General features: G+C 72.5%; 21 protein-coding genes and 1 pseudogene. 14 read left to right on the forward strand and 8 right to left on the reverse strand.

Annotation, left to right across the window (positions count from 1 at the left end; genetic code table 11):
• Nucleotides 1–109: 109 nt before the first annotated feature.
• A complete protein-coding gene (locus tag AC6EXY_RS19675; RefSeq protein ID WP_101835960.1) occupies nucleotides 110–1,222 on the reverse strand; it encodes a questin oxidase family protein in 1,113 nt (370 codons plus the stop codon).
• A gap of 162 nt (nucleotides 1,223–1,384) precedes the next feature.
• On the opposite strand from AC6EXY_RS19675, the gene AC6EXY_RS19680 reads away from it, so the two are divergent.
• The 4 genes from AC6EXY_RS19680 to AC6EXY_RS19695 all read left to right on the forward strand — a co-directional run bounded on the left by AC6EXY_RS19680 (nucleotide 1,385) and on the right by AC6EXY_RS19695 (nucleotide 5,289).
• Complete coding sequence (locus AC6EXY_RS19680; protein WP_243408128.1) at nucleotides 1,385–1,894, forward strand: MarR family winged helix-turn-helix transcriptional regulator; 510 nt, start codon at nucleotides 1,385–1,387, stop codon at nucleotides 1,892–1,894.
• 233 nt (nucleotides 1,895–2,127) lie between these two features.
• Nucleotides 2,128–3,330: an SPFH domain-containing protein gene (locus tag AC6EXY_RS19685; protein WP_101835962.1), complete on the forward strand. Its 1,203-nt coding sequence runs from the start codon at nucleotides 2,128–2,130 to the stop codon at nucleotides 3,328–3,330.
• Between the two features lie 87 nt (nucleotides 3,331–3,417).
• Nucleotides 3,418–4,584, forward strand: a complete 1,167-nt coding sequence (locus AC6EXY_RS19690; RefSeq protein WP_101835964.1) for a TFIIB-type zinc ribbon-containing protein — start codon at nucleotides 3,418–3,420, stop codon at nucleotides 4,582–4,584.
• A 138-nt stretch (nucleotides 4,585–4,722) separates the two neighbouring features.
• Nucleotides 4,723–5,289 (forward strand): Uma2 family endonuclease, encoded by a 567-nt coding sequence (locus tag AC6EXY_RS19695; RefSeq protein WP_101835966.1) that lies wholly within the window; start codon nucleotides 4,723–4,725, stop codon nucleotides 5,287–5,289.
• Nucleotides 5,290–5,742: 453 nt separating this feature from the next.
• On the opposite strand, the gene AC6EXY_RS19700 is transcribed toward AC6EXY_RS19695, so the two are convergent.
• A complete protein-coding gene (locus AC6EXY_RS19700; RefSeq protein ID WP_101835968.1) occupies nucleotides 5,743–6,765 on the reverse strand; it encodes a saccharopine dehydrogenase family protein in 1,023 nt (340 codons plus the stop codon).
• Nucleotides 6,766–6,927: 162 nt separating this feature from the next.
• Here AC6EXY_RS19700 and AC6EXY_RS19705 point away from each other — a divergent pair.
• Nucleotides 6,928–7,968 (forward strand): annotated as a pseudogene (locus AC6EXY_RS19705) (AraC family transcriptional regulator); the annotation flags it as partial.
• 398 nt (nucleotides 7,969–8,366) lie between these two features.
• On the forward strand, nucleotides 8,367–8,792 hold the full coding sequence (locus tag AC6EXY_RS19710) for a PPOX class F420-dependent oxidoreductase (protein WP_101835972.1): 426 nt from the start codon (nucleotides 8,367–8,369) through the stop codon (nucleotides 8,790–8,792).
• 85 nt (nucleotides 8,793–8,877) lie between these two features.
• Here AC6EXY_RS19710 and AC6EXY_RS19715 read toward each other — a convergent pair whose 3' ends face one another.
• Nucleotides 8,878–9,798 (reverse strand): 2-phosphosulfolactate phosphatase, encoded by a 921-nt coding sequence (locus AC6EXY_RS19715; RefSeq protein WP_499817727.1) that lies wholly within the window; start codon nucleotides 9,796–9,798, stop codon nucleotides 8,878–8,880.
• Between the two features lie 236 nt (nucleotides 9,799–10,034).
• Between AC6EXY_RS19715 and pip the strand changes: the two genes are divergently transcribed.
• Nucleotides 10,035–11,018 carry a prolyl aminopeptidase gene (gene pip, locus AC6EXY_RS19720; RefSeq protein WP_101835975.1) on the forward strand — a complete coding sequence of 328 codons (984 nt, stop codon included), beginning with the start codon at nucleotides 10,035–10,037 and terminating at the stop codon, nucleotides 11,016–11,018.
• Between the two features lie 114 nt (nucleotides 11,019–11,132).
• On the opposite strand, the gene AC6EXY_RS19725 is transcribed toward pip, so the two are convergent.
• The gene (locus AC6EXY_RS19725; protein ID WP_101835977.1) at nucleotides 11,133–11,516 is read right to left on the reverse strand and encodes a DUF427 domain-containing protein; all 384 of its coding nucleotides are present in this window, start codon (nucleotides 11,514–11,516) and stop codon (nucleotides 11,133–11,135) included.
• A 220-nt stretch (nucleotides 11,517–11,736) separates the two neighbouring features.
• Here AC6EXY_RS19725 and AC6EXY_RS19730 point away from each other — a divergent pair, with 220 nt between their 5' ends.
• The gene (locus AC6EXY_RS19730) at nucleotides 11,737–12,951 is read left to right on the forward strand and encodes an FAD-dependent monooxygenase (RefSeq protein ID WP_101835979.1); all 1,215 of its coding nucleotides are present in this window, start codon (nucleotides 11,737–11,739) and stop codon (nucleotides 12,949–12,951) included.
• On the opposite strand, the gene AC6EXY_RS19735 is transcribed toward AC6EXY_RS19730, so the two are convergent.
• The gene (locus AC6EXY_RS19735; protein ID WP_499817726.1) at nucleotides 12,948–13,805 is read right to left on the reverse strand and encodes a putative protein N(5)-glutamine methyltransferase; all 858 of its coding nucleotides are present in this window, start codon (nucleotides 13,803–13,805) and stop codon (nucleotides 12,948–12,950) included. The two genes, AC6EXY_RS19730 and AC6EXY_RS19735, sit on opposite strands and share 4 nt — an antisense overlap.
• 495 nt (nucleotides 13,806–14,300) lie before the next feature.
• On the opposite strand from AC6EXY_RS19735, the gene AC6EXY_RS19740 reads away from it, so the two are divergent.
• Together AC6EXY_RS19740 and AC6EXY_RS19745 are read left to right on the forward strand one after the other, a co-directional pair.
• Entirely contained in the window at nucleotides 14,301–14,540 is a 240-nt protein-coding gene (locus AC6EXY_RS19740; protein ID WP_101835982.1) for an NfeD C-terminal domain-containing protein, read from the forward strand.
• Between the two features lie 16 nt (nucleotides 14,541–14,556).
• Nucleotides 14,557–15,705 (forward strand): SPFH domain-containing protein, encoded by a 1,149-nt coding sequence (locus AC6EXY_RS19745; RefSeq protein ID WP_101835984.1) that lies wholly within the window; start codon nucleotides 14,557–14,559, stop codon nucleotides 15,703–15,705.
• Here AC6EXY_RS19745 and AC6EXY_RS19750 read toward each other — a convergent pair.
• Entirely contained in the window at nucleotides 15,693–15,971 is a 279-nt protein-coding gene (locus AC6EXY_RS19750; protein WP_101835986.1) for a hypothetical protein, read from the reverse strand. The two genes, AC6EXY_RS19745 and AC6EXY_RS19750, sit on opposite strands and share 13 nt — an antisense overlap.
• A 483-nt stretch (nucleotides 15,972–16,454) precedes the next feature.
• Between AC6EXY_RS19750 and AC6EXY_RS19755 the strand changes: the two genes are divergently transcribed.
• From AC6EXY_RS19755 to AC6EXY_RS19765, 3 genes are all read left to right on the forward strand, one after another.
• On the forward strand, nucleotides 16,455–17,315 hold the full coding sequence (locus AC6EXY_RS19755; protein ID WP_101836489.1) for a helix-turn-helix domain-containing protein: 861 nt from the start codon (nucleotides 16,455–16,457) through the stop codon (nucleotides 17,313–17,315).
• The gene (locus tag AC6EXY_RS19760) at nucleotides 17,312–17,554 is read left to right on the forward strand and encodes a DUF397 domain-containing protein (protein ID WP_101836490.1); all 243 of its coding nucleotides are present in this window, start codon (nucleotides 17,312–17,314) and stop codon (nucleotides 17,552–17,554) included. Before AC6EXY_RS19755 ends, AC6EXY_RS19760 begins: the two co-directional genes overlap by 4 nt.
• 784 nt (nucleotides 17,555–18,338) lie before the next feature.
• Nucleotides 18,339–18,551 carry a hypothetical protein gene (locus AC6EXY_RS19765; protein WP_101836491.1) on the forward strand — a complete coding sequence of 71 codons (213 nt, stop codon included), beginning with the start codon at nucleotides 18,339–18,341 and terminating at the stop codon, nucleotides 18,549–18,551.
• A 169-nt stretch (nucleotides 18,552–18,720) separates the two neighbouring features.
• On the opposite strand, the gene AC6EXY_RS19770 is transcribed toward AC6EXY_RS19765, so the two are convergent.
• Together AC6EXY_RS19770 and AC6EXY_RS19775 are read right to left on the reverse strand one after the other, a co-directional pair.
• Nucleotides 18,721–19,632, reverse strand: coding sequence for a diacylglycerol kinase catalytic domain-containing protein (locus AC6EXY_RS19770; protein WP_101836492.1), 912 nt, complete (start codon nucleotides 19,630–19,632; stop codon nucleotides 18,721–18,723).
• Nucleotides 19,629–20,720, reverse strand: coding sequence for an SPFH domain-containing protein (locus AC6EXY_RS19775; RefSeq protein WP_499817725.1), 1,092 nt, complete (start codon nucleotides 20,718–20,720; stop codon nucleotides 19,629–19,631). Before AC6EXY_RS19775 ends, AC6EXY_RS19770 begins: the two co-directional genes overlap by 4 nt.
• 53 nt (nucleotides 20,721–20,773) lie before the next feature.
• On the opposite strand from AC6EXY_RS19775, the gene AC6EXY_RS19780 reads away from it, so the two are divergent.
• On the forward strand, nucleotides 20,774–21,523 hold the full coding sequence (locus AC6EXY_RS19780) for an NUDIX hydrolase (protein WP_101836494.1): 750 nt from the start codon (nucleotides 20,774–20,776) through the stop codon (nucleotides 21,521–21,523).
• The last annotated feature ends 184 nt before the right edge of the window (nucleotides 21,524–21,707 follow it).

A 21,707-nucleotide genomic window follows, 5' to 3' on the forward strand; every position in this document is an offset into this window, starting at 1 on the left:
ACAAACAGGACTGGAAACACGGTGTTCGCGACACGGTGCCGCCGTCTCCCGCACGGACTTCCCGCCTGTGGGAAGTCCGCCTCCGTCGAGATATCGATGGCCCGCCGTCCTATCTCGTGGCACGCGCGGGATAGCGGGCTATGCGGTCCCGCACGGCGGTGGCAGCCGCGAGGTAGCGGGGATCGGGGTGGAGGGCATGTTCGCGCAGGCAGGCCTCGGTGAACTTCAGGACATGTTCGTCACCGTGCTCGACGGCCCGGTGGATCAGCTCGTCGTGCGCGGGAACGCCGACCTCCGCGGCCCGGGCGCGGGCGGACCCTTCCTCGCGAGCGTCGCCGGTGAACACCATCAGCAGTGCCGCGTGGGTCTGCCACATGGTGGCGACGGATGGCTCGTGCAGCTCCGGCGGCAGATACGGCAGGACGAGTCGCAGGGCGGCAGGTGCGGTGACGGCGTGGATCAGGGGCACCGGCGACGAGCCGGTGTGGACGAGGCACAGGCCCGCGAACTGCGCCGTCAGCTCGCTGAGCAGCACCTGCGCCTGCTCGGCGCGCAGCGCGGTCAGGGCGTCGTGATAGCCGGGCTGTTCGTCGAGCCGGCGCAGGCGGTCACGCAGCAGCTCGCCCGGTGAGAGCGCCGGGTCGGCGGGCGTGCGGGGCACCGCGGCGACGGCGGCGGCCACGTCGAGGCGTCCGTCGAGCCGGGGGTTTCCGGGCAGAGGGGTGAAGCGGGCGGCCCAGTAGGCGAGCCCGCGGGCCAGCTCGGTCAGCTGCCGCGGGTCCGGCGCGCCGTCGGCGGCGGCGACGCCGCGGACCGCGTGCGCGGTGCGGATCAACCCATGGGTCAGTCGGGACAGCAGGCCGGGCAGGAGCCGCGGCCACCAGCGGACCAGCACGTCTCGCCAGGGGTCCGCCGCCAGCTCCCGGCGGAACAGGTACTCCCAGTCGCCAGCCCGGTCGATGGCGCCGAGTGCCGGCCGCCAGGAGGACTCGTCCGCCGGATCCAGGTCATGGCGGCGAGTCGGTCGGTCGTGATGGGGCATCGCGGCGCGGTAGGCGGCCACCCAGCCCGGGACCGCGTCGCCGTGGCCGAGGACGGCCAGCACCTCGGCCCCCATCGGCCCGTGGTTGGCCAGGTCGGCCTGACCGGCCCGCTCGTAGCCGAGGTCGTCGAGACGGTCGAGGGCGTCCGCCATCACGTCGCCATAGGTCGTCAGGGTCATCGGATGTGCGCCGTGGAGACTCCGGCCATCAGACCGGGGAGCAGACGGCGTCCCATGCTGGAACGCATGTGCGAGTCCTTTCGGTGGAAGGCGCTCCCGCACGGACCGCCTCGCTTCACATCGCCAAATAGTTTGGAAATCCGAATCTTCTACGATCGTAGCGTGCGATCAGACCGGGGAGCCCGCGACGGCACGGAGGTGTCGACGGCTGATCAGCCGCGCCCGCCGACGACGCAGGAGCGCGAGGCGCTGCGACATGTGCCGTTGTTGGCGGCCTACTTCCAGCGCGCCCGCGCGGAGATGCCGCCGCAGCTGCGGCAGGCCTTCGACGCGCACGGACTGACCGCTCGGCACGGCTCGGTGTTGCCCCAGCTGGCCGGCGGGCAGCGGCTCAGTGTCACCGAGGTGGCCGCCCTGCTGGGCGTCTCGCTGTCGACCGCGAGTGAGCTCGTCGGAAGGCTGAGCGAGGCCGGCCTGATCGATCGCACGGAGGACCCGGCCAACCGGCGCCGCACGCTGGTGTCGCTGCGGGAGGAGTTCCGGCCGGCGGTCGAGTCCTTCGTCGCCACCCGCTCGGCGCCGCTGCTGCGCGCCCTGGACACCCTCTCCCCCCGCGACCGGGCGGGATTCCTCGCGGGCCTCGCCGCCTGGAGCAGGGAAGTCCAGCCCTGACGATCGCCCTGGCGGCCGGCGGCTTCACCAGCCTGCGCCAGGTGACGATCTGACGGTCGGCGTCGCCCCCACGACAGGCGCCCCGAACGGCACGATCTGGGGATAAGGTGCCGTCCGGACAGCGAAAGCGGGCGGCCTCGCGCCGCGCGGGAACGGCCTGTCCGGGGGGCGGCCCGCCGGTGGGACGGCCTGTTCGCGCGACGGCCGGGTAGCTCGGCGGGGAGGCAGTACGCATGGGCTTCATGGACGCGATCCGTGGCGAGTTCATCGACATCATCGAGTGGACCGACGACAGCCGCGACACGATCGTCTGGCGCTTTCCGCGCCACGACAACGAGATCAAGATGGGCGCCAGGCTCACCGTCCGCGAGTCCCAGGCGGCAGTGTTCGTCAACGAGGGCCAGGTCGCCGACTCCTACCAGCCCGGCATGTACACCCTCAAGACACAGAACATGCCGATCCTGTCCACGCTCAAGGGCTGGAAGTACGGCTTCGACTCGCCGTTCAAGGCCGAGGTCTACTTCGTCAACACCCGGCAGTTCACGGACCTGAAGTGGGGCACCCAGAACCCGGTCATCGTCCGGGACAAGGAGTTCGGCATGGTCCGGCTCCGCGCGTTCGGCGCGTTCGCGCTGCGGGTGATCGACCCGCCCGCGCTGCTGCGCGAGCTCGCCGGGACGGACCCGCAGTTCCGCACCGAGGAGGTCTCGGAGTACCTGCGCCAGGTCATCGTCGGACGCCTGGGCAACGCGCTCGCCAACTCGGGGGTGCCGATGCTGGACCTTGCCACCCAGCAGGACACCATCGGCGCCGCGCTGGCCTCGGCGCTCAGCAAGGAGCTGGCTCCGGTCGGCCTGTCGATCCCCAAGTTCATCATCGAGAACATCTCGCTGCCGCCCGAGGTCGAAGCGGCGATCGACCGGCGCAGCTCGATGGGCATCGTCGGCAACCTCGACCAGTACACCCAGTTCCAGACGGCGCAGGCGATCGAGGCAGCCGCGCACAACCAGGGCGGCGCCGGCGAGGGCCTGGGCATCGGCCTCGGCATGGCCCTCGGCCAGCGCGCCGCCGGCGCGACCGGCCAGCCGCAGTACCAGCCGTATCAGCCGCAGCAGCCGTATCAGGGCCAGCAGCCCTACCAGGGGCAGCAGCCGTATCAGGGGCAGCCGGCGCCGCAGGCGGGTCCGCCGGCCGGTGGCGCGCCGCCCGGGCCGCCGCCGCTGCCGACCGCCGAGCAGTGGTTCGTCGGCGTGAACGGTCAGCAGCTCGGCCCGTTCGACCGCACCCAGCTCGCGCAGCGGGTCGGCGCCGGCGAGGTGCGTCACGACACGCTCGTCTGGAAGACGGGGATGGCGCAGTGGACGCCCGCCGGCCAGGTGTCGGAGGTCGCGCCGCTGCTGGCCAGCGTCCCGCCGCCGCTGCCGCCGCAGGGCTGACAGCCCTGTCGCGACCGGGTGGAGCGCGCGCGGACACGAGGGACGCGCGGCGAGGGGCGTGGTGCCGATGATCGTGGGGGAAGACAGATGACCGACCAGTCCGCGCAGCAGGCGCCGGTCGCGGCGACGACCTACCCGTGCGGCGGCTGTGGGGCGCGGCTGGAGTTCGCCCCAGGTGCGACGGCCATGCAGTGCCCGTACTGCGGATTCCGGCAGGAGATCACGTCGAACGGCCGCCAGATCCGCGAGATCGCATTCGCGGATCTGCCGACGATCGCCCGCAAGCCGGTGGGCAGCATCGGGTCGTACGTCTTCGTCTGCCAGCGCTGCTCGGCGCGGACGGAGACGAACGAGACGGCGAGCGTCTGCCAGTTCTGCGGCGCGCCGCTGGTCATCGACCCGGCGGCGTCGGGACAGATCGTGCCCGAGGGGGTGCTGCCGTTCGAGCTCGACCGCGGCGCCGTCCGCGCGTCGGTGAAGAAGTGGACCTCGTCGCGCTGGTTCGCGCCGTCGGCGTTGAAGAAGGTGTCCGACACCGAGTCGCTGAAGAGCACCTACCTGCCGCACTGGACGTTCGACTCGCAGACCGTCTCGGATTACACCGGCCAGCGCGGCGAGCACTACTACGTCACCGAGAGCTACACCGACGGCGACGGCAAGCAGCAGACCCGGCAGGTACAGCGCACCGCCTGGCACCCGGCGCGCGGCACGGTCGGGCGTGCCTTCGACGATGTGCTGGTGCCGGCGAGCGAGGTGCTCCCGGAGCAGAAGGTCGACGACCTCGCGCCCTGGCCGCTGGAGTCGGCGGCACCGTTCCAGCAGGAGTACCTGGCCGGGCACTTCGCGCTGCGGTACGACGTCGAGCCGGAGGACGGGCTCACCGAGGCGAAGAAGCGGATGGCGCCGGTCATCACCGAGGACTGCCGCCGCGACATCGGCGGTGACGAACAGCAGGTGCACTCGGTCAACACCCGGTACAGCGACGTCACCTTCAAGCTGATGCTGCTCCCGGTGTGGATCGCCTCCTACGTCTACGCCGGCCGGACCTGGCAGGTCCTGGTCAACGCCCGCACCGGCGAGGTACACGGCGAACGCCCGTGGAGCAAGGTGAAGATCGCCCTTGCGGTGATCGCCGCGCTGATCGTGATCGCGGTCATCGTCATCCTCGTCGCCGGCCACAGCGGCGGCGGCTCAACCCACCGCAGTGGCAGCTCCCTCCACCACAGCACCCCTTCCTCCCACCGACATCACTGACCGGGGCTCGGGCCGGCATGCGTCCTTTTCGGGCGAGCCGTCAGCCCGTCTCCACCCAACGGGCGCGCTACGCTTGCACCAGGGCGTTGACGCCGAAGGTCGAGGATCGAAGACCGGGCCGGATCTGGGAGGTGCGCCATGACCGCGCAGACGGTGCCGCCTGCCTGGATGCACCAGCAGATCACGGCGGAGCGGTACGACGCGCTGTCCGAGGAGCAGCTGCGGGACATCGAGATCGTCGACGGAATGGTCGTGATGGTCCCGAGCGCCTCCCTGCGGCACAACCGGATCGCCAAGAAGGTCGCCGTCGCGATGGAGGCGGCGGGGGCGCCGGAGTGGTTCGCCGACCTGGACTTCGACGTCCGGCTGCAGGACGTGCCGCTCACCGTGCGCCGGCCCGACATAGTCGTGTACGAGGCGAGCGCGGTCGGCGCGGCGCCGATGCGCACCGAGCACATCCTGCTGGTCGGCGAGGTGGTCTCGCCCGGCTCCGAGACCACCGACCGCATCTTCAAGCCGGAGCAGTACGCCCGGGCCGGCATCCAGTTCTACTGGCGGATCGAGCCGTCCGCGACCGGCGTCCCGCTCGTCCACACCTACGTGCTCGACCTTGCGTCGCGCACCTACCGCGCCGGTGACGTCCACGCCGGCGTCGTCGAGACCGCGGTTCCCTTCCCCCTGACGGTCGACCTCACCCAACCGTAGGGTCCAACCCCGGCCCCGAAGATCGCCAGGGCGATCCAGGGAAGCACGGCGCCCATGCGGGACGCGGTTTCCGGTGTGCCGTGACGCAACCCCTGCCAGCGACCTCACGCACAGCGACCCGACGCCAGGAAATCGCCGGGACCTGCGGATAAGCCGGCCTCTCCTGCAGGTTCACCTTCGGCGGCTGGAGGCCGTCGGCCTGGTGAAGCCGCGCATGGAGATATCGGAGGACGGAAAGGCGATGAAGTTCTACGAGGTCACGCCCTTCGCCTTCACGCTCACCCCCGAGGCAGTGGCAGCCGCCGCGCGGACATTGACCATCGACCCGGCTGACGGCCATCGACAAGCAGCTGGCCGAGATGAGCGGCCGGCTGGAAACCATGGAAAAGGTTCTTCGCGAGGTCGACTAGCCGGTCACCCCGGCGCGTTCCGCCCCGGCCGGATCAGCCCGGTTCAGACTTCGCCGAGCTGCCAGCGCACGCCGTGGTCGGCCAGGAATCCCAGGAACGACTCGGGGTCGAAGGCCTGTGACGGCGCCAGGACGCCCGCCGCCGCACCGTCCGTCACCAGTCGGCGCGCCGCCTCCACCGCGATCACCGCGGTCGTCCCGTACGCGTCCACGCCACCGACCTCGCCCCGCACGGTGTGCCCGCCGGCCGTGACCGCCTCCAGGGAGATCGTCCACTTCCCGTGCTGCCGCTGCTGCTCGTCGGGCCCTTCCGGCAGCGTCTCGAGAACCGCGGGGTCGAGCGCGTCCGCCAGCCCGTCGAACGAGGCGCCCAGCACGCCCTCCAGGGTCCGGACCGTCACGTGCCTCGGCACCGTAGCGACCGCCGGCAGCGCCGCCTTGGCGACCGGCACGGGTGCCTCCGCGTCCCGGAAACGCCAGCTCGCGTGGCTGGGGTCGCCGTAGGCCAGCCAAGAGCCGTCCTGGTAGCGCAGCGCGCCGCTGAACATCAGCACCGGGTCGAACGAGCGCAGCGTGCCGCGGCTGAGGACGCCGTCGCGGTACCAGGCGGCGGCCGTCATGACGTCCACCGGTCCGGCCGCCTCGCCGACCAGATGACCGAGGAAGTCGCTCGGGCCGCCGTCATCGGCCATCGCCGGCACAACCGACACCCCGGCGGCGGTGGCGGCACCACCGAAAGTGTCGAAGAGGTCACGCAGGTAGTGCTGCTCGCCGGTGGTGTCGACGTAGTGGGCGCCGGCGGCGATCGCGGCCCGCACGACCGGAGCGCCGAGCTTGGCGAACGGCCCGGCGGTGTTGACCACGGCGTCGACGCCCTTGAACCCGGCCGCCAGCGCATCCTCGTCGCCGATGTCGGCGATCCGCACCTCGAAACCGGTCCGCGCCGCGACCGGGCGCAGCCGCTCGGCGTCGCGGCCGACGAGCACCGCGTCGAGTCCGCGGCGGGCCAGCTCGGCGGCGGCGAGTCGGCCGGTAAACCCGCTCGCACCGTGCAGCGCGATCGTCATCTGGTCTCCCTGTAGCGGTCGGTCGAGGCCGGGGAATGCCCGACGAGATCGACCGTAGGAGGCAGCGACCCGGACGATCCATGTCAGCACGTTCGGATTTCCTGTTCGTTCGTCCGAACTCGAGGACGAACAAAGGAGCCGGGACGGGCATAGGCTTGCCCTGTGGATGTGCTGAGCGACTCGGTGACGATGATGCGCGCCGGCCGCCCGCACTCGACCACCACCCGGCTGGTGGCGCCTTGGGGCATGCGGTTCCCGCCGGCCGAAGGCGCCGGTTTCCACGTCGTGCTGCGTGGCAGCTGCTGGCTGCTGCGGTCGGGTGCCGAGCCGTTGCCGCTGTCCACCGGCGACATCGTGTTCCTGCCCCGCGAGGCCGGGCACGCCCTCGCCGACGATCCCGCCAGCCCCCTCATCGACTTCCAGCCTGACGCCCGACGGCCCGCAGCCGCACGCGACGACGAGGCCAGCCGCAACGAGGCCAGCGGCAGCGGCAACGAAGCGGGTGACAGCCGCAAAGAGACCGGCGGCGGCGACAAGCCTACGGCCGGGGCCGAGCCGTGCGCCGGTCGCGCCGTCACGGAGCTGCTCTGCGGCGCCTACGTGCTCGACCAGTCCCGGCCGCATCCGCTGCTGGCGGACCTGCCCGACGTCATCCACCTGCCCGCGCGAGTCGGGCGCCATCCTCGGCTGCGCACCGCGGTGGATCTGCTCGGCGCGGAGGTTGCCGAGGCACCGCAGGCCGGCGCGAGCGCGAGCGTGGCGGCACTGCTGGACCTACTGCTGCTCTACCTGCTGCGCGCCTGGTTCGCGGAACGGGCGACCGGCTGGTCCGCCGCGCTCGCCGATCCCGCTATCAGCGCCGCTCTGCAGGCCATCCATGCCGAGCCGGGCGCGCCGTGGACGGTGCGGGATCTCGCCACCCGCGCCGGGCTGTCCCGGACGGTGTTCGCCCAGCGCTTCACCGCCCTCGTCGGCCGCTCGCCGCTGGCGTATCTGACCTGGTGGCGGATGACGGTGGCCGCGCGGCTGTTGCGGGAGACCGAGCTCGCACTGTCCGCCGTGGCCGCGCGCTGCGGCTACTCTTCCGAGTTCGCCTTCGCGAAGACATTCAAGCGCGAGCTCGGCATCCCACCCGGCCAGTTCCGCCGACGCGCGGAGCCAAGACCCACGGATGAGTCCGGACCGGATCTCGTTTCTCCGCTACGCCCGCAGGAGGAACCCTCGCCTCCACGAGCCTTGAAAAAGTACTCGCGGATATCGACCGCAGCCGTGCCTTCACCGGGCTGACCGCGGCCGACGCGGTCGCCGCCGTTCGCGCGGTGCGCGATGCCCAGAAGCCCGCATGGGCCTGACCGCATGGGCCGGGCCTGCTCGGCGGCGTCTCGATTGTGACCGCCGTCGTGCGCGTAGCCGCGGCGCGTCGTGGCAAGCGTCCTGGCAACGCGGGCCACCGTCCACCGAGCCACCGGGCGCGGGCGAAATGACCGAGCCGATCCGGGTGTTGCCACCGGCGTGACGCGCCGAGAACCGACGGCACCCGCCGCTGCCTCCGCCGCGCACGCAGAATCGTTCTTTCCGCGAGGCACTGGAAGGGTCTGGACGTGAGCGATCTGTCGCCTGAGCTGAAGACGGTCATCGAGGGTGGGCCGTTCGCGCACCTGAGCACGACGAATCCCGACGGCAGCCCCCAGGTCACCGTCATCTGGGTCGGCCTGGACGGCGACGAGATCGTCAGCGGCCATATGGCCAGGTACGTGAAACTGCGCAACATCGAACGTGATCCGCGGGTGGTGCTGTCCTTCCTCGCTCCGCCCGAGCCGGACGCGTTCCTGCGGAAGTACGCCGTGGTGCACGCACGGGCGACGGTGGATTTCGGCGATGACGCCTGGCCGCTGCTCGACCGGCTGGCCAAGGTCTACATGTCCCCCGACGCCACCTTTCCGGCGCCGAAGGGCCCGGGATTCGTCGTGCGCTACACGATCGAACGGGTCGGCGGCGTCGGCCCCTGGGCGCCGTCCTCCCACTGAGCTATTGGCCTGATCAGCGGATCGCTCGTGCGCAGCGGGTAGCTCGGGCTCAGCGGGTGGTCCGTGCTCAGTTGGTGGTCCGTGCTCAGTTGGTGGTCCATTCCGGCAGGCGGTCGTAGGCGCCGTCGGTGAGGACGGGGACGACGTCGTCGGCGTCGAGGTCGGCGGCGGCGACCACGTCCGCGCCCCAGCCACCGGCCGCGAGCTCCCGGCCGGACACCGACTCGCGCAGGTCCGCGAGCAGCCCGGCACCGCCGCTGGAGGACGCTGCGTCGGCGGACACGGCGTGGGCGTCGGCGGAGCATGTCTCGCCGACCGCCGCGTCGCACGTCGGGTCGGCCTCGGCGGCGGCCCGGAAGGCGGCGAGAGCGGCGCGCGCCTCCGGCGAGAGGTGCCTGCGTGGGGAGAGCGCGGCTCGCTCGACGGTGCGGGCGAGGACGGCTCCGGCGCCGAGCAGATCCTCGATGGCGGGGCGCAGCGGTCCGGCGTGCGGGCGCCCGGCGGCATCCGGCCAGCGCTCGCCGGCCGCGATGACGGCGACCGTGCGCCCCGCGTTCGCCGCGTTCGCGGTGACCAGGCCCGCCAGCCAACCGCCTACCGCGGCGGCGTTGCGCAGGCAGCCCGCCACAACCGTGACGCTCGGGTGCACGGCGGCAGCGGCCGACAGCGCCGAGCCGTTGGGCGAGGGCAGCACGAACCTGGTGCCCGCGGGGATCTCGGCGAGGCCGGCCGGCGAGATTGTCCACCGGCCGGGGCTGCTGGCCGCGGTACGGGGCGCGGCCAGCTGGACACCGAGGCTGGCGGCGAACGCGGCCGCGGAGGCGTCGCGGAACCGGTACGGCCACACCCGGGCGCCCCGACCCACCGCGACCGACACCGCCGAGGTGAAGCTCAGCACGTCAACGATGACCACGGCGTCGCTCACCGGCGTGAGCACGGCCAGATCCTCCGCGCCCCATCCGAACCGCACCGGGAAACCCCGCTGTTCCACCACGCTGGCGCCCATTCCGCCGTCCTCTCCTTCGCCTACCCCACCGCCAGGTCCCGCGGGTGGGAAGTATGCGCGGGGGGCAGCGGTACCGTGTCGCGAATTCGCGACTTCCCGTCCGTTTTGCCCAGATTATGCGACACGGGCTGCCGTGAACGGTCGCGACAACACCCGGAAAGATCGCAACCCAGGACGCAACCTAGGTCGCCCCGCAACCCGGGCTCCCGCCCCGCCGGTGCCGGGACAATGGACGAGTGGACGCGCGATATCCGGCGATCGAGCCGTACGCGTCGGGGTTTCTCGACGTCGGTGATGGTGATCTCGTGTACTGGGAGGCGTGCGGCAACCCGGACGGATGGCCCGCGCTCGTCGTCCACGGGGGGCCGGGGTCGGGATGCTCGGCGGGCGTCCGTCGTTGGTTCGACCCGCGGCGCTATCGCGTGATCCTGTTCGATCAGCGCGGCTGTGGTCGCAGCACCCCGCACGCCGGCGACCATGACACCGAGCTACGGCACAACACCACCGCGTACCTGCTGGCGGACATGGAGCGGCTGCGCCGGCACCTCGGCGTCGACACGTGGGTGTTGTACGGCTCGTCGTGGGGGTCGACACTCGCCCTCGCCTACGCCCAGCGGCATCCGTCCCGGGTGACGGGAATCGTGCTGGTCGGCGTGACCACGACCCGCCGCTCGGAGATCGACTGGCTCTACCACGGCGTCGCCCGGCATTTCCGTACCGAATGGGAGCGATTCCGCGCCGCGCTACCGGCCGCCGACCGCGCCGAGAATGGTGCCGGCGCCGGCCTGCGCCTCGTCGGCGGGTACGCGCGGCTGCTGAACGACCCGGATCCGGCGGTGCGGGCGAGGGCCGCCGACGCCTGGTGCGCCTGGGAGGACGCGGTGATCTCCCAGGAATCGAACGGGCGGCCTGGCGCGTACGGCGGCCGACCGGCGCGGGCCCGTCTGGCGCTGACCCGGATCTGCGCGCACTACTTCTCCCACGGCGCCTGGCTCGACGAGGGCGTTCTGCTGCGTGAGGCGAACCGCCTGGCCGGTATTCCCGGGGTGCTGATCCACGGCAGTCAGAACCTGTCCGCGCCCATTCGGACGGCCGAGGAACTCGCGTATGCCTGGACGGACGCCGAGCTCATCGCCGTCCCCGACTCCGGCCATACCGGCAGCGCCGCCCTCGGCCGCCACCTGCGCCACGCCCTCGACCACGTCGCGGCCCTGACATGAGACGGCCGCCCAGATACGGCCTGGTCCACGCCTCCCGCAGATCGACAGCGATCTGTCACCAGCACCCCTGAGACCGGCGCCGCAGGCAGCTCCTCGCCGTGCCCGGCGACGGACTCAGGAGGCTGGGTCGGTGACGGTGATGGTGACGCGGTCGGGGTAGAAGGCGACATGGCCGGCGATGGCGGCGACGGCCGGGTAGGGCTGCTCGTAGCCCCAGATCAGGTCGTCGAGCCGGACGCCGTCGGGTGTCTCGACGGTGTGGTAGTTCGCCTCTCCCTTGTAGGGGCAGTAGCTCGAGGTGTCGCTCGGGCGCAGGACGCTGGCGTCGACGTCGGCGAGCGGCAGGTAGTGGACGGGCGGGTAGCTGGCCTCACGCAGAGTGAGAGCCGCGCAGGTGTCGGCGACGACATGAGCGCCGACCCGGACCACGACGCGCCGGCCCGTCGGCTCGATCGTGATCGGATGCACCGCGTCTGGTACCAGAACGGTTCGTGGCATGATGCGCCTCCCCGGCAGTCCCGACACCGCCGGACCATCCCGGCGCGTCCTTCGACCCTCGCCCCGGGCCAACAGACCGTCAAGCGGAATCCCCACGCACGGCGAACCATTCGCCGCGCCCCCGGCCGACGTTCATCACACCGGCAGATCGTTCTTTGATCAGCATTGATAACGGGTCGTACGCTGACTTTTCCGATCTGTATCGACCTGCGGAGGACGCGTGAGCAACCGCACGGTGCTGGTGTCCGGCGCGGGCATCGCCGGGACGACGCTCGCCTACTGGCTGGCGTGGCACGGATTCCGGCCGACGGTCGTCGAGCGCGGGCTGTGGCAACGCGCCAGTGGCAACCCGGTGGACGTGCGCGGGCAGGCCCTGCGGGTCGCCGAGCGGATGGGGATCACGGCGCGGCTGCGGGCGGCCCGCACAAACGTCTCCGGCATGCGGTTCGTCGACGCGGCCGGCAACACCGTCGGCCGGATCAACCTGCGGGCACTCGCCCGGTCCACCGGCGGGCAGGACGTCGAGCTGCCCCGCGGCGCGCTCGCCGCGATCCTGCAGGAGGCCAGCGCCGACCACGCCGAGTTCGTCTTCGGCGACTCCGTCGCGGGGATCGCGCAGGACGACAACGGCGTGGAGGTGACGTTCGAACACGGCCGGCCGCGCCGGTTCGACCTCGTCGTCGGCGCCGACGGGCTGCACTCGGCGGTGCGCGGCCTCGCCTTCGGCCCGGAACGCAACTACGCCCGTCATCTCGGCCTGTATCTGGCGACGGTGCCGTTCGCCGGCCCCGCGGCGCATCACGAGCGCGAGGTGGTCATGCACAACACGCCGGGCCGGGCCGTCGCGCTGCATCCGACGTCCGACGGGCAGACCGCCTTCTTCGCCTTCCGCCGGCCGGAACTCGCGGACTTCAACCATCGCGACATCGAGCAGCACCGTCTCCTGCTCGCCGCCGCCTTCGGCACCGGTTCCTGGCGCACGCCGGAGCTGCTGGCGCGGGCCTACGCCGCCGAGGACCTGTACTTCGACGCGGTGAGCCAGGTGCAGATGCCGAGCTGGTCGAGCGGGCGGGTGACGCTGGTCGGCGACGCCGCCTGCTGCGTGTCCCTGTTCGGCGACGGTTCCTCGCTGGCGATGGCGGGCGCGTTCGCCCTCGCCGAGGAGCTGGCCGCGACCCCGAACGACCATCGCGCGGCGCTACGCCGGTATGAGGGCAGGCACCGTCGGCTGGTCGACCGCCGTCACCGCGGCGTCGACCAGGCCTCCCACCTGCTCATTCCGGCGACGTGGACCGGCATCCGGGCGCGTAACGCCGCGACCCGGCTGTGGCCGGCGGCGGCAGCCGCGGGCTGGGTGGGCAGCCGGCTGGCCCCCGGCGGCCTGCCGCTGGCCCCGCGGACCACCCGACCCGCCGGTGCCACCTCCCCGAGCTAGCGCGTCGGCGGCCGGGGACGGGACGCGACGACGACGGTGGCGTCCAGCTCGGCGGAGGTGACCACGCGACCGGTCAGACCGAACCGACCGGCGGCGTCGAGCAGCGTCCCCGCCTGGCCGCCGCTGGTCTCCAGCAGCACGCAGCCGCCCGGCGCGAGCCACCGCGGCGCCTCGGCCACCACCCGGCGCAGCACGGCGAGGCCGTCCGGACCGCCGTCGAGAGCGATCCGAGGCTCGTGCTCGCGTGCCTCGGGCGGCATCAGGCCGATCGCGTTCGTCGGCACGTACGGCGCGTTCGCGATCAGGACGTCCACCCGTCCCCGCAGGCCGGTGGGCAGCGCGGCGTACAGGTCGCCCTCGTGCACGCGGCCGGCCCGCGCGGGCAGGTTGCGCCGGGCGCAGCGCACCGCGGCGGGTTCGACGTCGGCCGCGTGCACCTCGGCAGCGGGCAGGGCGGCCACGATCGCGGCCGCGACCGCACCCGAGCCGCAGCACAGGTCGACCACGACAGCGCCCGTCCCCCGGACCGGTTCCCGCTTGCGCGCACCGTCCCGATCGCCCACGCCCGCGCCGACGCCGATATCAGGATCGGTTCCCGCACCGGCATCGAGTCGATCAAGTGCCAGGCGGACCAGGTGCTCGGTACGGCGGCGGGGTACGAAGACCCCCACGTCGACCTGGATCCGCAGACCGTGAAACCAGACCCAGCCCAGGATGTGCTCCAGCGGCTGGCCGGCGACCCGCCGGCGCACCATCGCGGCGAGCTCGGCCGGGCCGCGGGCGGCGCCGACGAGCAGAGCGGCCTCCTCCTCGGCGAAGACGCACCCGGCGGCGCGCAGCCGGCGGACGACCACGCCCGGCTCGTGAGCCGGCGCGACCTCGGGTGTGGGACCTGGTGAGGAGTCAGGCGAGGAATCGGGTGCGGGGAATGACGCGGAGGACGCGAACGAGGACACGGTTGACCTTCCGGAGACGCCGATGGGCGCCTTCGGCGATCACCGGGCCCGGTCAGACCCCAGATGATCGCGCGAGGTGGGCGCCCGCCCTGATACCGCGGTAATCGGGCTCACCTCCTCAGGGACGACCGTACGCTGACCGCGTCACCGTACAGCGCCACCGGACGTTCGAGCCAGCGGGTGTTCCGCCGTACGCCGACGGCGTCGGCACGCGGTGCCCGGGCCGCCGGGATCAGGGCCGGCCGAGCTCTTCTCGCCGCCGCGGGTCAATCGGGAAGCAGACAGGCCGACCGCCTGATCCGGACGAGCACGACTTGTACTCTCATTCTCGCCTGCATCGACCACTCGATTCCGGCCTTCCGCGCCCGCTACCTGCCACAGGAGGGGGACCTGATGGTGGGCGACCCGGCCGTCATCGGTCGCGTCGGTGTCCTCACCGTCGCCACCCGGGGCGAGAACGGCCCAGGTGAGGTGGCGGTTCGGATCCGCGGGGGGATCGAGACCTTCCTGGCGCAGTCCGACACCCCGCTGCCCAGGGGGGCGTCTGTCCTGGTTGTCGGGTCGGCCGGGCCGCGGACCGTCGAGGTGGTGCCGTGGCTGAATCCCGCCGCCGTCTTCGGCGGCGATCTCTGACGAAAGGCGCGCGGTCGTGTTCGGTTACCGTGTTCCATCCCCGGACGAGGCGATGCTCATCTCCGGTGGCAAGAGTCGCAGCGGAATGCCCTTCAAGGTCGTCACCGGCCACGGCTCCTTCATCCTGCCGTTCTTCCGCAAGGTGCGCTTCCTGAAGCTCGCCATGCGCGAGGCGGAGGTACAGGAGACCTGCGTGACCCATCAGGGCATCTCGCTCAACGTGCGAGCCGTCATCGCATTCAAGGTCGGCAACGACCAGGAGAGCATCGTCAACGCGGGGCAGCGCTTCCTGTCCGACCAGGCGCAGATGGAGATACTGACCGGGCGGATCTTCTCCGGGCACCTTCGCTCGATCATCGGCTCGATGACGGTCGAGCAGATCATCCGGGATCGGCAGAAGCTCGCCACCGAGGTGCTCGACGGCTCCAAGGAGGAGATGGCCCGCATCGGGCTGACCATCGACGCGCTGCAGATCCAGTCCATCGACGACGGCCGGCTCGGTTACATCGCGGCGATCGCCGCGCCGCACAACGCGGCCATCCAGCGCCAGGCGCAGGTCGCCCAGGCGGAGGCGAACCAGGCCGCCGCCGAGGCCGAGCAACGCTCCCAGCGGGCACAGGCCGAGTACGCCCGCCAGACCGCGGTCGTGCAGGCGCAGTACCGGGCCGAGATCGAGCGTGCCCAGGCCGAGGCCGGGCAGGCCGGCCCGCTGGCCGAGGCGCAGGCCCAGCGGGCCGTCGTCGAGGCGCGCACGCAGCTCGCCGAGCAGGAGGCCGAACTGCGTCAGCAGCAGCTCGTCACCGAGGTGGTCAGGCCCGCGCAGGCCCAGGCCGAACAGGTCCGCGTCCTCGCGCTCGCCGAGGCCGAGAAGATCCGCGTCCAGGCCGAGGCGGCCGCGTCCCACAACCGGGTGGCCCTCGACCGGATGCTCATCGACCAGCTGCCGGAGATCGTCCGGCAGGCGGCGGCCGGGCTCGCCGGCGCGAATGTCACGGTCCTCAACGGCGCGGACGGCATCGGGGAGATCGCCAGTGGCCTCGTCGGCCAGGGGGTCGCGATCTTCGAGACGCTGCGCGCGGGCGTCGGCCAACCGGCGAACGTCCGGGACGAGACCGGCGGCGAGCTCCGTCCGGCCGGAATTCCGCCGGCGGATCAGGAGAGGTAGGCCGGCCTGCGCGCGTCCGGCGCCGGGTGGGCGTCCGTCCGGCCGCAGTACCCGTATTCCACGCGGCGGCGCCATACCGTCATCCGGCACTGGTCGGTGTCGATCGTCCAGGTCCGCCGCTCCACCCGGTCCTCTATCTGCACCGGATTCCGGGCGGCCGGCTCCGCGGCCCGGCGGTGTGCCCAGGAGTGGGCCGCCTCCCATTCCGGAAAGGTGGCCACCAGCTCACCGTCCCCGTCGTAGACCTGAAATCGGCGAGTCGCCATTGTCGCGCCTTTCAGCCATTACTGCCCTGATAACTCGGTTGCGACCGCGCCAGCGCCGCCCGTCCCGGGACTGGGCCGACCTCGGGGGGAGATCGGCCCGCGACCGCCCGGGGCCGGCGCCGGGGCACCCGGCCGCGCCGGCGACGCCACCGACGATCCGGGCGGTCCCCTCGGGCGGGCGGGCACGGGGAAGGGCGGTCGGTCGCCGCGCGGCGCGGGCGGGCACGGTCGGACGGGCCGCTCGGCATGCCCCGTCTGATCGCCATCAACCGCTCCTCGTGGACCGTCCCCCGCCCAAACTCTCACCCAGAGACTCGACTTCGCCACTCATGGTGAGGTGAGGCAGGCAAAAGCGCCCCCACCCGTCGCATCTGCATCGGCTTCTGTAAGAGTGCAACTACCCAGAGCCGCACACTGTGGATGAGGAGTGGCGATCCAGTGGCAGGATGCGTCCAACACTCCGAACCGACCGAGGGACGAACCATGGCCACGAGTGGCGGTCCGACCGTGCGACGACGACGCCTGGGCGCCGAGCTCCGGCGCCTGCGGGAGGCGGCCGGCGTCTCCGTCGAGGACGTCTGTCAGGTCCTGCGCTGCTCCGTCTCGAAGGTCAGCCGGATGGAGAACGGCAGGGTGCCGCTGCGCACCCGGGACGTGACGGACCTGCTCGGCCTGTACGGCGTGGCCGACGGCGAGCGCCGCGACGCGCTGATGGCGCTGGCCCGCGAGTCGCGCCGCCACGGCTGGTGGCACTCATACCACGATGTGGTACCGACCTGGTTCGAGATCTACATCGGGCTCGAGGGTGACGCCGCGTCGATCCAGGTGTACGAGTCCCAGCTCGTGCATGGCCTGCTGCAGACCAGCGACTACGCCCGCCACGTCATCCGCGCCGACGCCGCGGACATCGGCGACGAGGAGATCGAGCGCAAGATCGCGCTGCGGATGGACCGGCAGCGGCGGCTCACCACGCCTGATCATCCCCGCCTGTGGGTCATTCTGGACGAGGCGGTGCTGCGCCGCGAGATCGGCGGGCCCGCGGTGATGCGTGCGCAGCTCGAGTTCGTCGCGAAACAGTCCGAACTCCCGAACGTCACCATTCAGGTGATCCCGTTCAGCGTGGGGGCCCACGCCGGGCTCGGCAGTGCCTTCTCCATACTCGGGTTCCCGAACTCGGAAGACCACGAAGTGGTCTATATAGAGGAAGCCGCCGGCAGCCTGTACATAGAGCGCGCCACCGATGTCCGACGCTATAAGTTGAAGATGGATCATCTGCTGGCCGCCGCGCTGCGGCCGGAGGAGTCCGTCAGGATGATACTTTCGGTGGCTAAGGAACTGAGATGACCAGAATTGCGAAGCCCGATCCGCGCGATCCCGCCGAGCTGGCCTGGCGCCGGAGCAGCTACAGCAACGGGGCCGGTGGTATGTGCGTGGAGGTCGCGCCGCTGGGAGAGGGAATCGCGGTGCGCGACTCCAAGCACCCGGCGGGCCCCGTGCTCGCGTTCACCGGCGCCGAGTGGGACGCCTTCCTCGCCGGTGCCCGCGACGGGGAGTTCGACCGGGACAGGGTCCGCATGACCTGATCCCCCGTCCGGCCCGCCCTTTCCGGCCCGGTCGCCGCCCCATCAGGCGGCCGGGCGGGCGGCCGAACGCCTCTCCCGCCTCGCGCGCCGCGAGACGAGTGGATCAACGATGGCGTTCCCGATGGCCGCCGGGTCCAGCGTCCCGTTCCACCCCGGCACCCGCTCCACAAGCACGTGCCGGTTGGCTCTTGCGCAACGCCCGCCCGTCACGCACTCTTGTAGATGTTCAGTCGGTCCTCGTTGTTCAGGTGTTCGCGCCGTTGTGGTCACGGCATGCTCGGGATGTCGCATCCGGGCGCACCGTCGCGCAGGGTCAGCTTGCGCGAGGTGTGCTGGGAGCCAGCAGATCCCGGCCCGTGGCCGCGCCGCCGCGCCGCCCGGCCACCTTCGCCCACTGGACGGGCCATGCGGGCCTTGAATGCCCGCCCAAATCGCGGAGGAGGGCAGTCGTTGTGATCACTTCTGATGGTGCGGCTACCCGCGCGCAGTGCCGCAATGTCCCGCTCCGCCACGCCGCATCGCGGCGCGTGCCGGGCGGCTCTCATCCGGCCGGGCGGACATCCCCGGCCCTCGTACCCGCCTGGCGTCGTGTGCCGGCGGGCGAGCATCGGGCCGGTCTCGCCGGCCCGGCGGCCGTCGCCTCCCCGTCCTAGCTGGTAGGCCCCCGCCGCCGCGGCCACCCCGCGGACCCCCTGTTGACCAGCTCGCGGTCGATCCCATCCGTGGGATTCACCGGGGCCTCGACACCCCCGGCACCCCCGCCGCCGCGGATGGACCGTCAAGCGTGGTTCTCGCGAGTAGCACCGTCCTGTTCCCCTGCCACCGGGAGGTGATCGCCGTGGCCACCGCCACGACCAACCTGCTGAACACCCCGATCGACGATCAGCGCGTCGAGCGCGTCCGGCGCGCGGCCCTGTCGGCGTACGTGGACGGGAAGATCAGTTTCGCCCAGGCGAACCTCCGGGTCCGCAAGGCCATCGAACGTTTCGGAGTATGATCACCTACCCGAGGCCCCGCGGACGGCGCCGCCCACCGGCCGGCCCGTCCGCGCTCGGCGCCGTGCGCCGCCCGGGCCGGCAGGCGAACAGTCAGCCCGTCCGCCGCGCCCGCCGTTGCGGCTGAGCGCGCGTCGCCGCGGCGCGGGCCACGGCACCGCCACGCGCCGGTCAGACGAGAAGCAGCCGGCGGTCGGCGACGCCGACGGTCACCCGCTGCCCCCACGACAGCCCGATCGCGTCCGCCTCGATGCCATCCCCGAACACCACCATCCGATCCGCCTCGACCACCACCTCCAGCCGTGTCTCGCCGGTGAGACGCCCCTCGGTGCGGGACGTGCCGGTGGCGGGCGAGGGCCACGCCTCGCGGACAAACCACACGAGCGCCCCCGCCGTCGGCGCCGGCAGCTCGAGCTCGCTGTGCCGCTGCGCCCAGACCGACCGGCACCAGCCCGTCGCCCCGGTGCCGGTGCCCACCAGCAGCCCCGACGACGCCTGCCGCTCGGCCGTCGGCGCCACCCCACCCGTGTCGGCGCCGCCCGCCGGCACCCGTAGGACGTACCGGGCGGTCTGATGGCCGGCGTCGCCGATGTAGAGCTCGTTGAGCGCGACGAGCCGCTGGCCGTCGTCGGAACAGGCCTCCACCATCGTCAGCCGGCGTGGCTGCCATCGGTCGACCGTGCGCAGCGCGGCGGCCGCCTCGTCCGGGGTGTGCCGCACGAGCACGCCGGGGTTGCGCGCCGGGTCGGCGTTGACGCCGAGCACCGGCTGCCCGTCGAGGTACTTCGCGACGTTCGCGACCAGTCCGTCCTGGCCGACGCAGATCACCACGTCGTCGGGGGCGAACAGGAAGCGGTCGAGGTCGGAGCGCTCCACCTCGCCGCGGCGCCAGTGCGGCGGAATCGCCGCCGCCACCGCTCGGCGGGCGGCCTCGGTGGCGTCGCGCACGCCGGCCACCTCGGCGAGGTTCCGCCCGCGACTGCGCAGGAAGAACCCCGCCTGACCGGGCGTACCGTGCCGGGCGAGCAGCTCGGAGTACTCGGTGCGCCGGTACACCAGGACCGCCCTGGGAGCGAGGCTCACCGGTCCGCCCCCGCCCCCGCTCCCGCGTTGCCCACGCCGGCGCGTGCGAGCCGGGCGAGCGTCTCGGTGACCATGTCGGGGGTGATGGTGAGCGCGCCGATCGCCGGCAGGTGGTCGGCGAGGTCGCGCACGGCCAGGGCGATGACGGCCGAGGTGTCCAGTCCGGTGACGGCGGCGACCCGGGCGGCCTCCGCGTCCGCCTCGGCCTGCCCGACGAGGCGCAGCGCCTCGGCCCGCGCGGCCGCCTCGACCCGGACCCGCCCGGCCTGCGCACGGGCGGCGGTCTCGGCGCGCTGTGCCTCGGCCTCGGCGGTGATGCGGGCCGCGGCGGCCTGCTCGGTCATCCGGCGCTGCTCGTTGGCACCCTCCTGGGTCACCAGCCGCTCGGCGCGCGCGGCCAGCTCGATCTTGCTCTGCAGCTCGTTCTCGGCGATCCGCCGCTCCTGCTCGACGGCGAGCGCGCGCCGGCCGTAGGTGGCGCGGTCGGCCTCGGTCTGGATCTGCTCCCGCGTCGGCGTGCACAGCGCCTTCTCGACGTCGGGCGCCGGGCGGACCGCGACCACCCGCACGCCGACCACGGCGACGCCGGTCTGCCCGAGGCGGGCGTCCGACCGCAGCCCGTCGGTGACACGCTGGCGGATGACCGGCATGCCCTCGGCGAGCGCCGTGGTCAGCGGGGTGCGGGCGAGCAGGTCCGAGGCGTACTGCTGGGCCGTCTCGGTGATCATCCCGGCGAGCTGGTCGAGCGGCTTCTCCCGCCAGGTGCCGAGCTCCGGGTCGATGCCGAAGTCGAGACGGGCGGCCGCGAGCGGGGGATCGGCGATCCGGTACGTGACGGTGGCCTGCACGGCGACGTCCTGGAAGTCCGACGTGCGGGCGTGGAAGAGCACCGCGAGCTCACGGTCGTCGACCGGTACCTCGCTGATCACCGCGGTGCGCGGCCGGTACCAGAAGACCAGGCCGACCCCCTCGTGGGCGACCTGGGCGCCCCGCTGGTGCCGGATGTACGCCGTCGGCCGGCCTCGCAGGTGGCACAGGAACGGGACACGACTGATGTCCGCCGTGACAGCCTCCCTTATCGTCGACATGACGATAAACCGGCTCACCCGTTTTCGTCAAGGTGACGAGATATGGTCCTGCCATGCGATCCCGAAGCGTCCCGGCGGCCGTCGCGGCGAGCCCCGGCCTGCCTGTCGACGTCGTCCCGATCGCGCTCAGCGTCGACCTCGTGCTGCTGACGGTCCGCGACGACCAGCTCTGCGTGCTGCTGGTCCGGCGCGGGATCGAGCCGTTCCGCGGCCGGTGGGCGCTGCCCGGCGGGTTCGTCCGCCCGCAGGAGGACCTCGCCGAGGCCGCCGTGCGCGAGCTCGCCGAGGAGACCGGTGTGCGCCGCCGCCCCGCGCACCTCGAACAGCTCGCGACCTACGGCGCGCCCGCCCGCGACCCGCGCGGGCGGGTCGTCACGGTGGCCTTCCTCGCGCTGGCGCCCCTCTCCCAGGCCCCGGTCGCCGGCACCGACGCCGCCGCGAGCCGCTGGGCGCCGGTGGCCGGCGCCGGCGACCCGCCCGGCCTGGCGTTCGACCACCAGGCGATCCTCGGGGACGGTCTGGAACGGGCCCGCGCGAAGTTCGAGTACAGCGCGGTGGCGACGGCGTTCTGCGAGCCGGAGTTCACCGTCGCGGAGCTGCGGCGGATCTACGAGCTGGTCTGGGGCGGCCGGTTGGACCCCCGCAACTTCCACCGCAAGGTGACGGGCACGGCCGGCTTCCTCGTCCCGACCGGCCGCTTCACCACCCGCGACGGCGGCCGCCCCGCGGAGCTGTACCGCCGGGGCGACGCGGGCGTGCTGCACCCGGCGATGCTGCGCCCCACCGCGCGCCCGAATCCATGATCATTCGCTGGTGCCGGCGTCTACCAGAAGGCCGAGCCACAACTCACGACGCGGCCCAGCGCGCCGACCACGATCGCTTTCGGGTGCCTCACAGAGAGGCGAGGCGGCGAGAGCGCGTGACCCGCGGGAGTGCGGGCCGGGAGAGGTTGAGACGGCCGGGCGCCCGGGCGATCGGGGGGTGAAC

The organism is Frankia sp. RB5 (assembly GCF_059816245.1).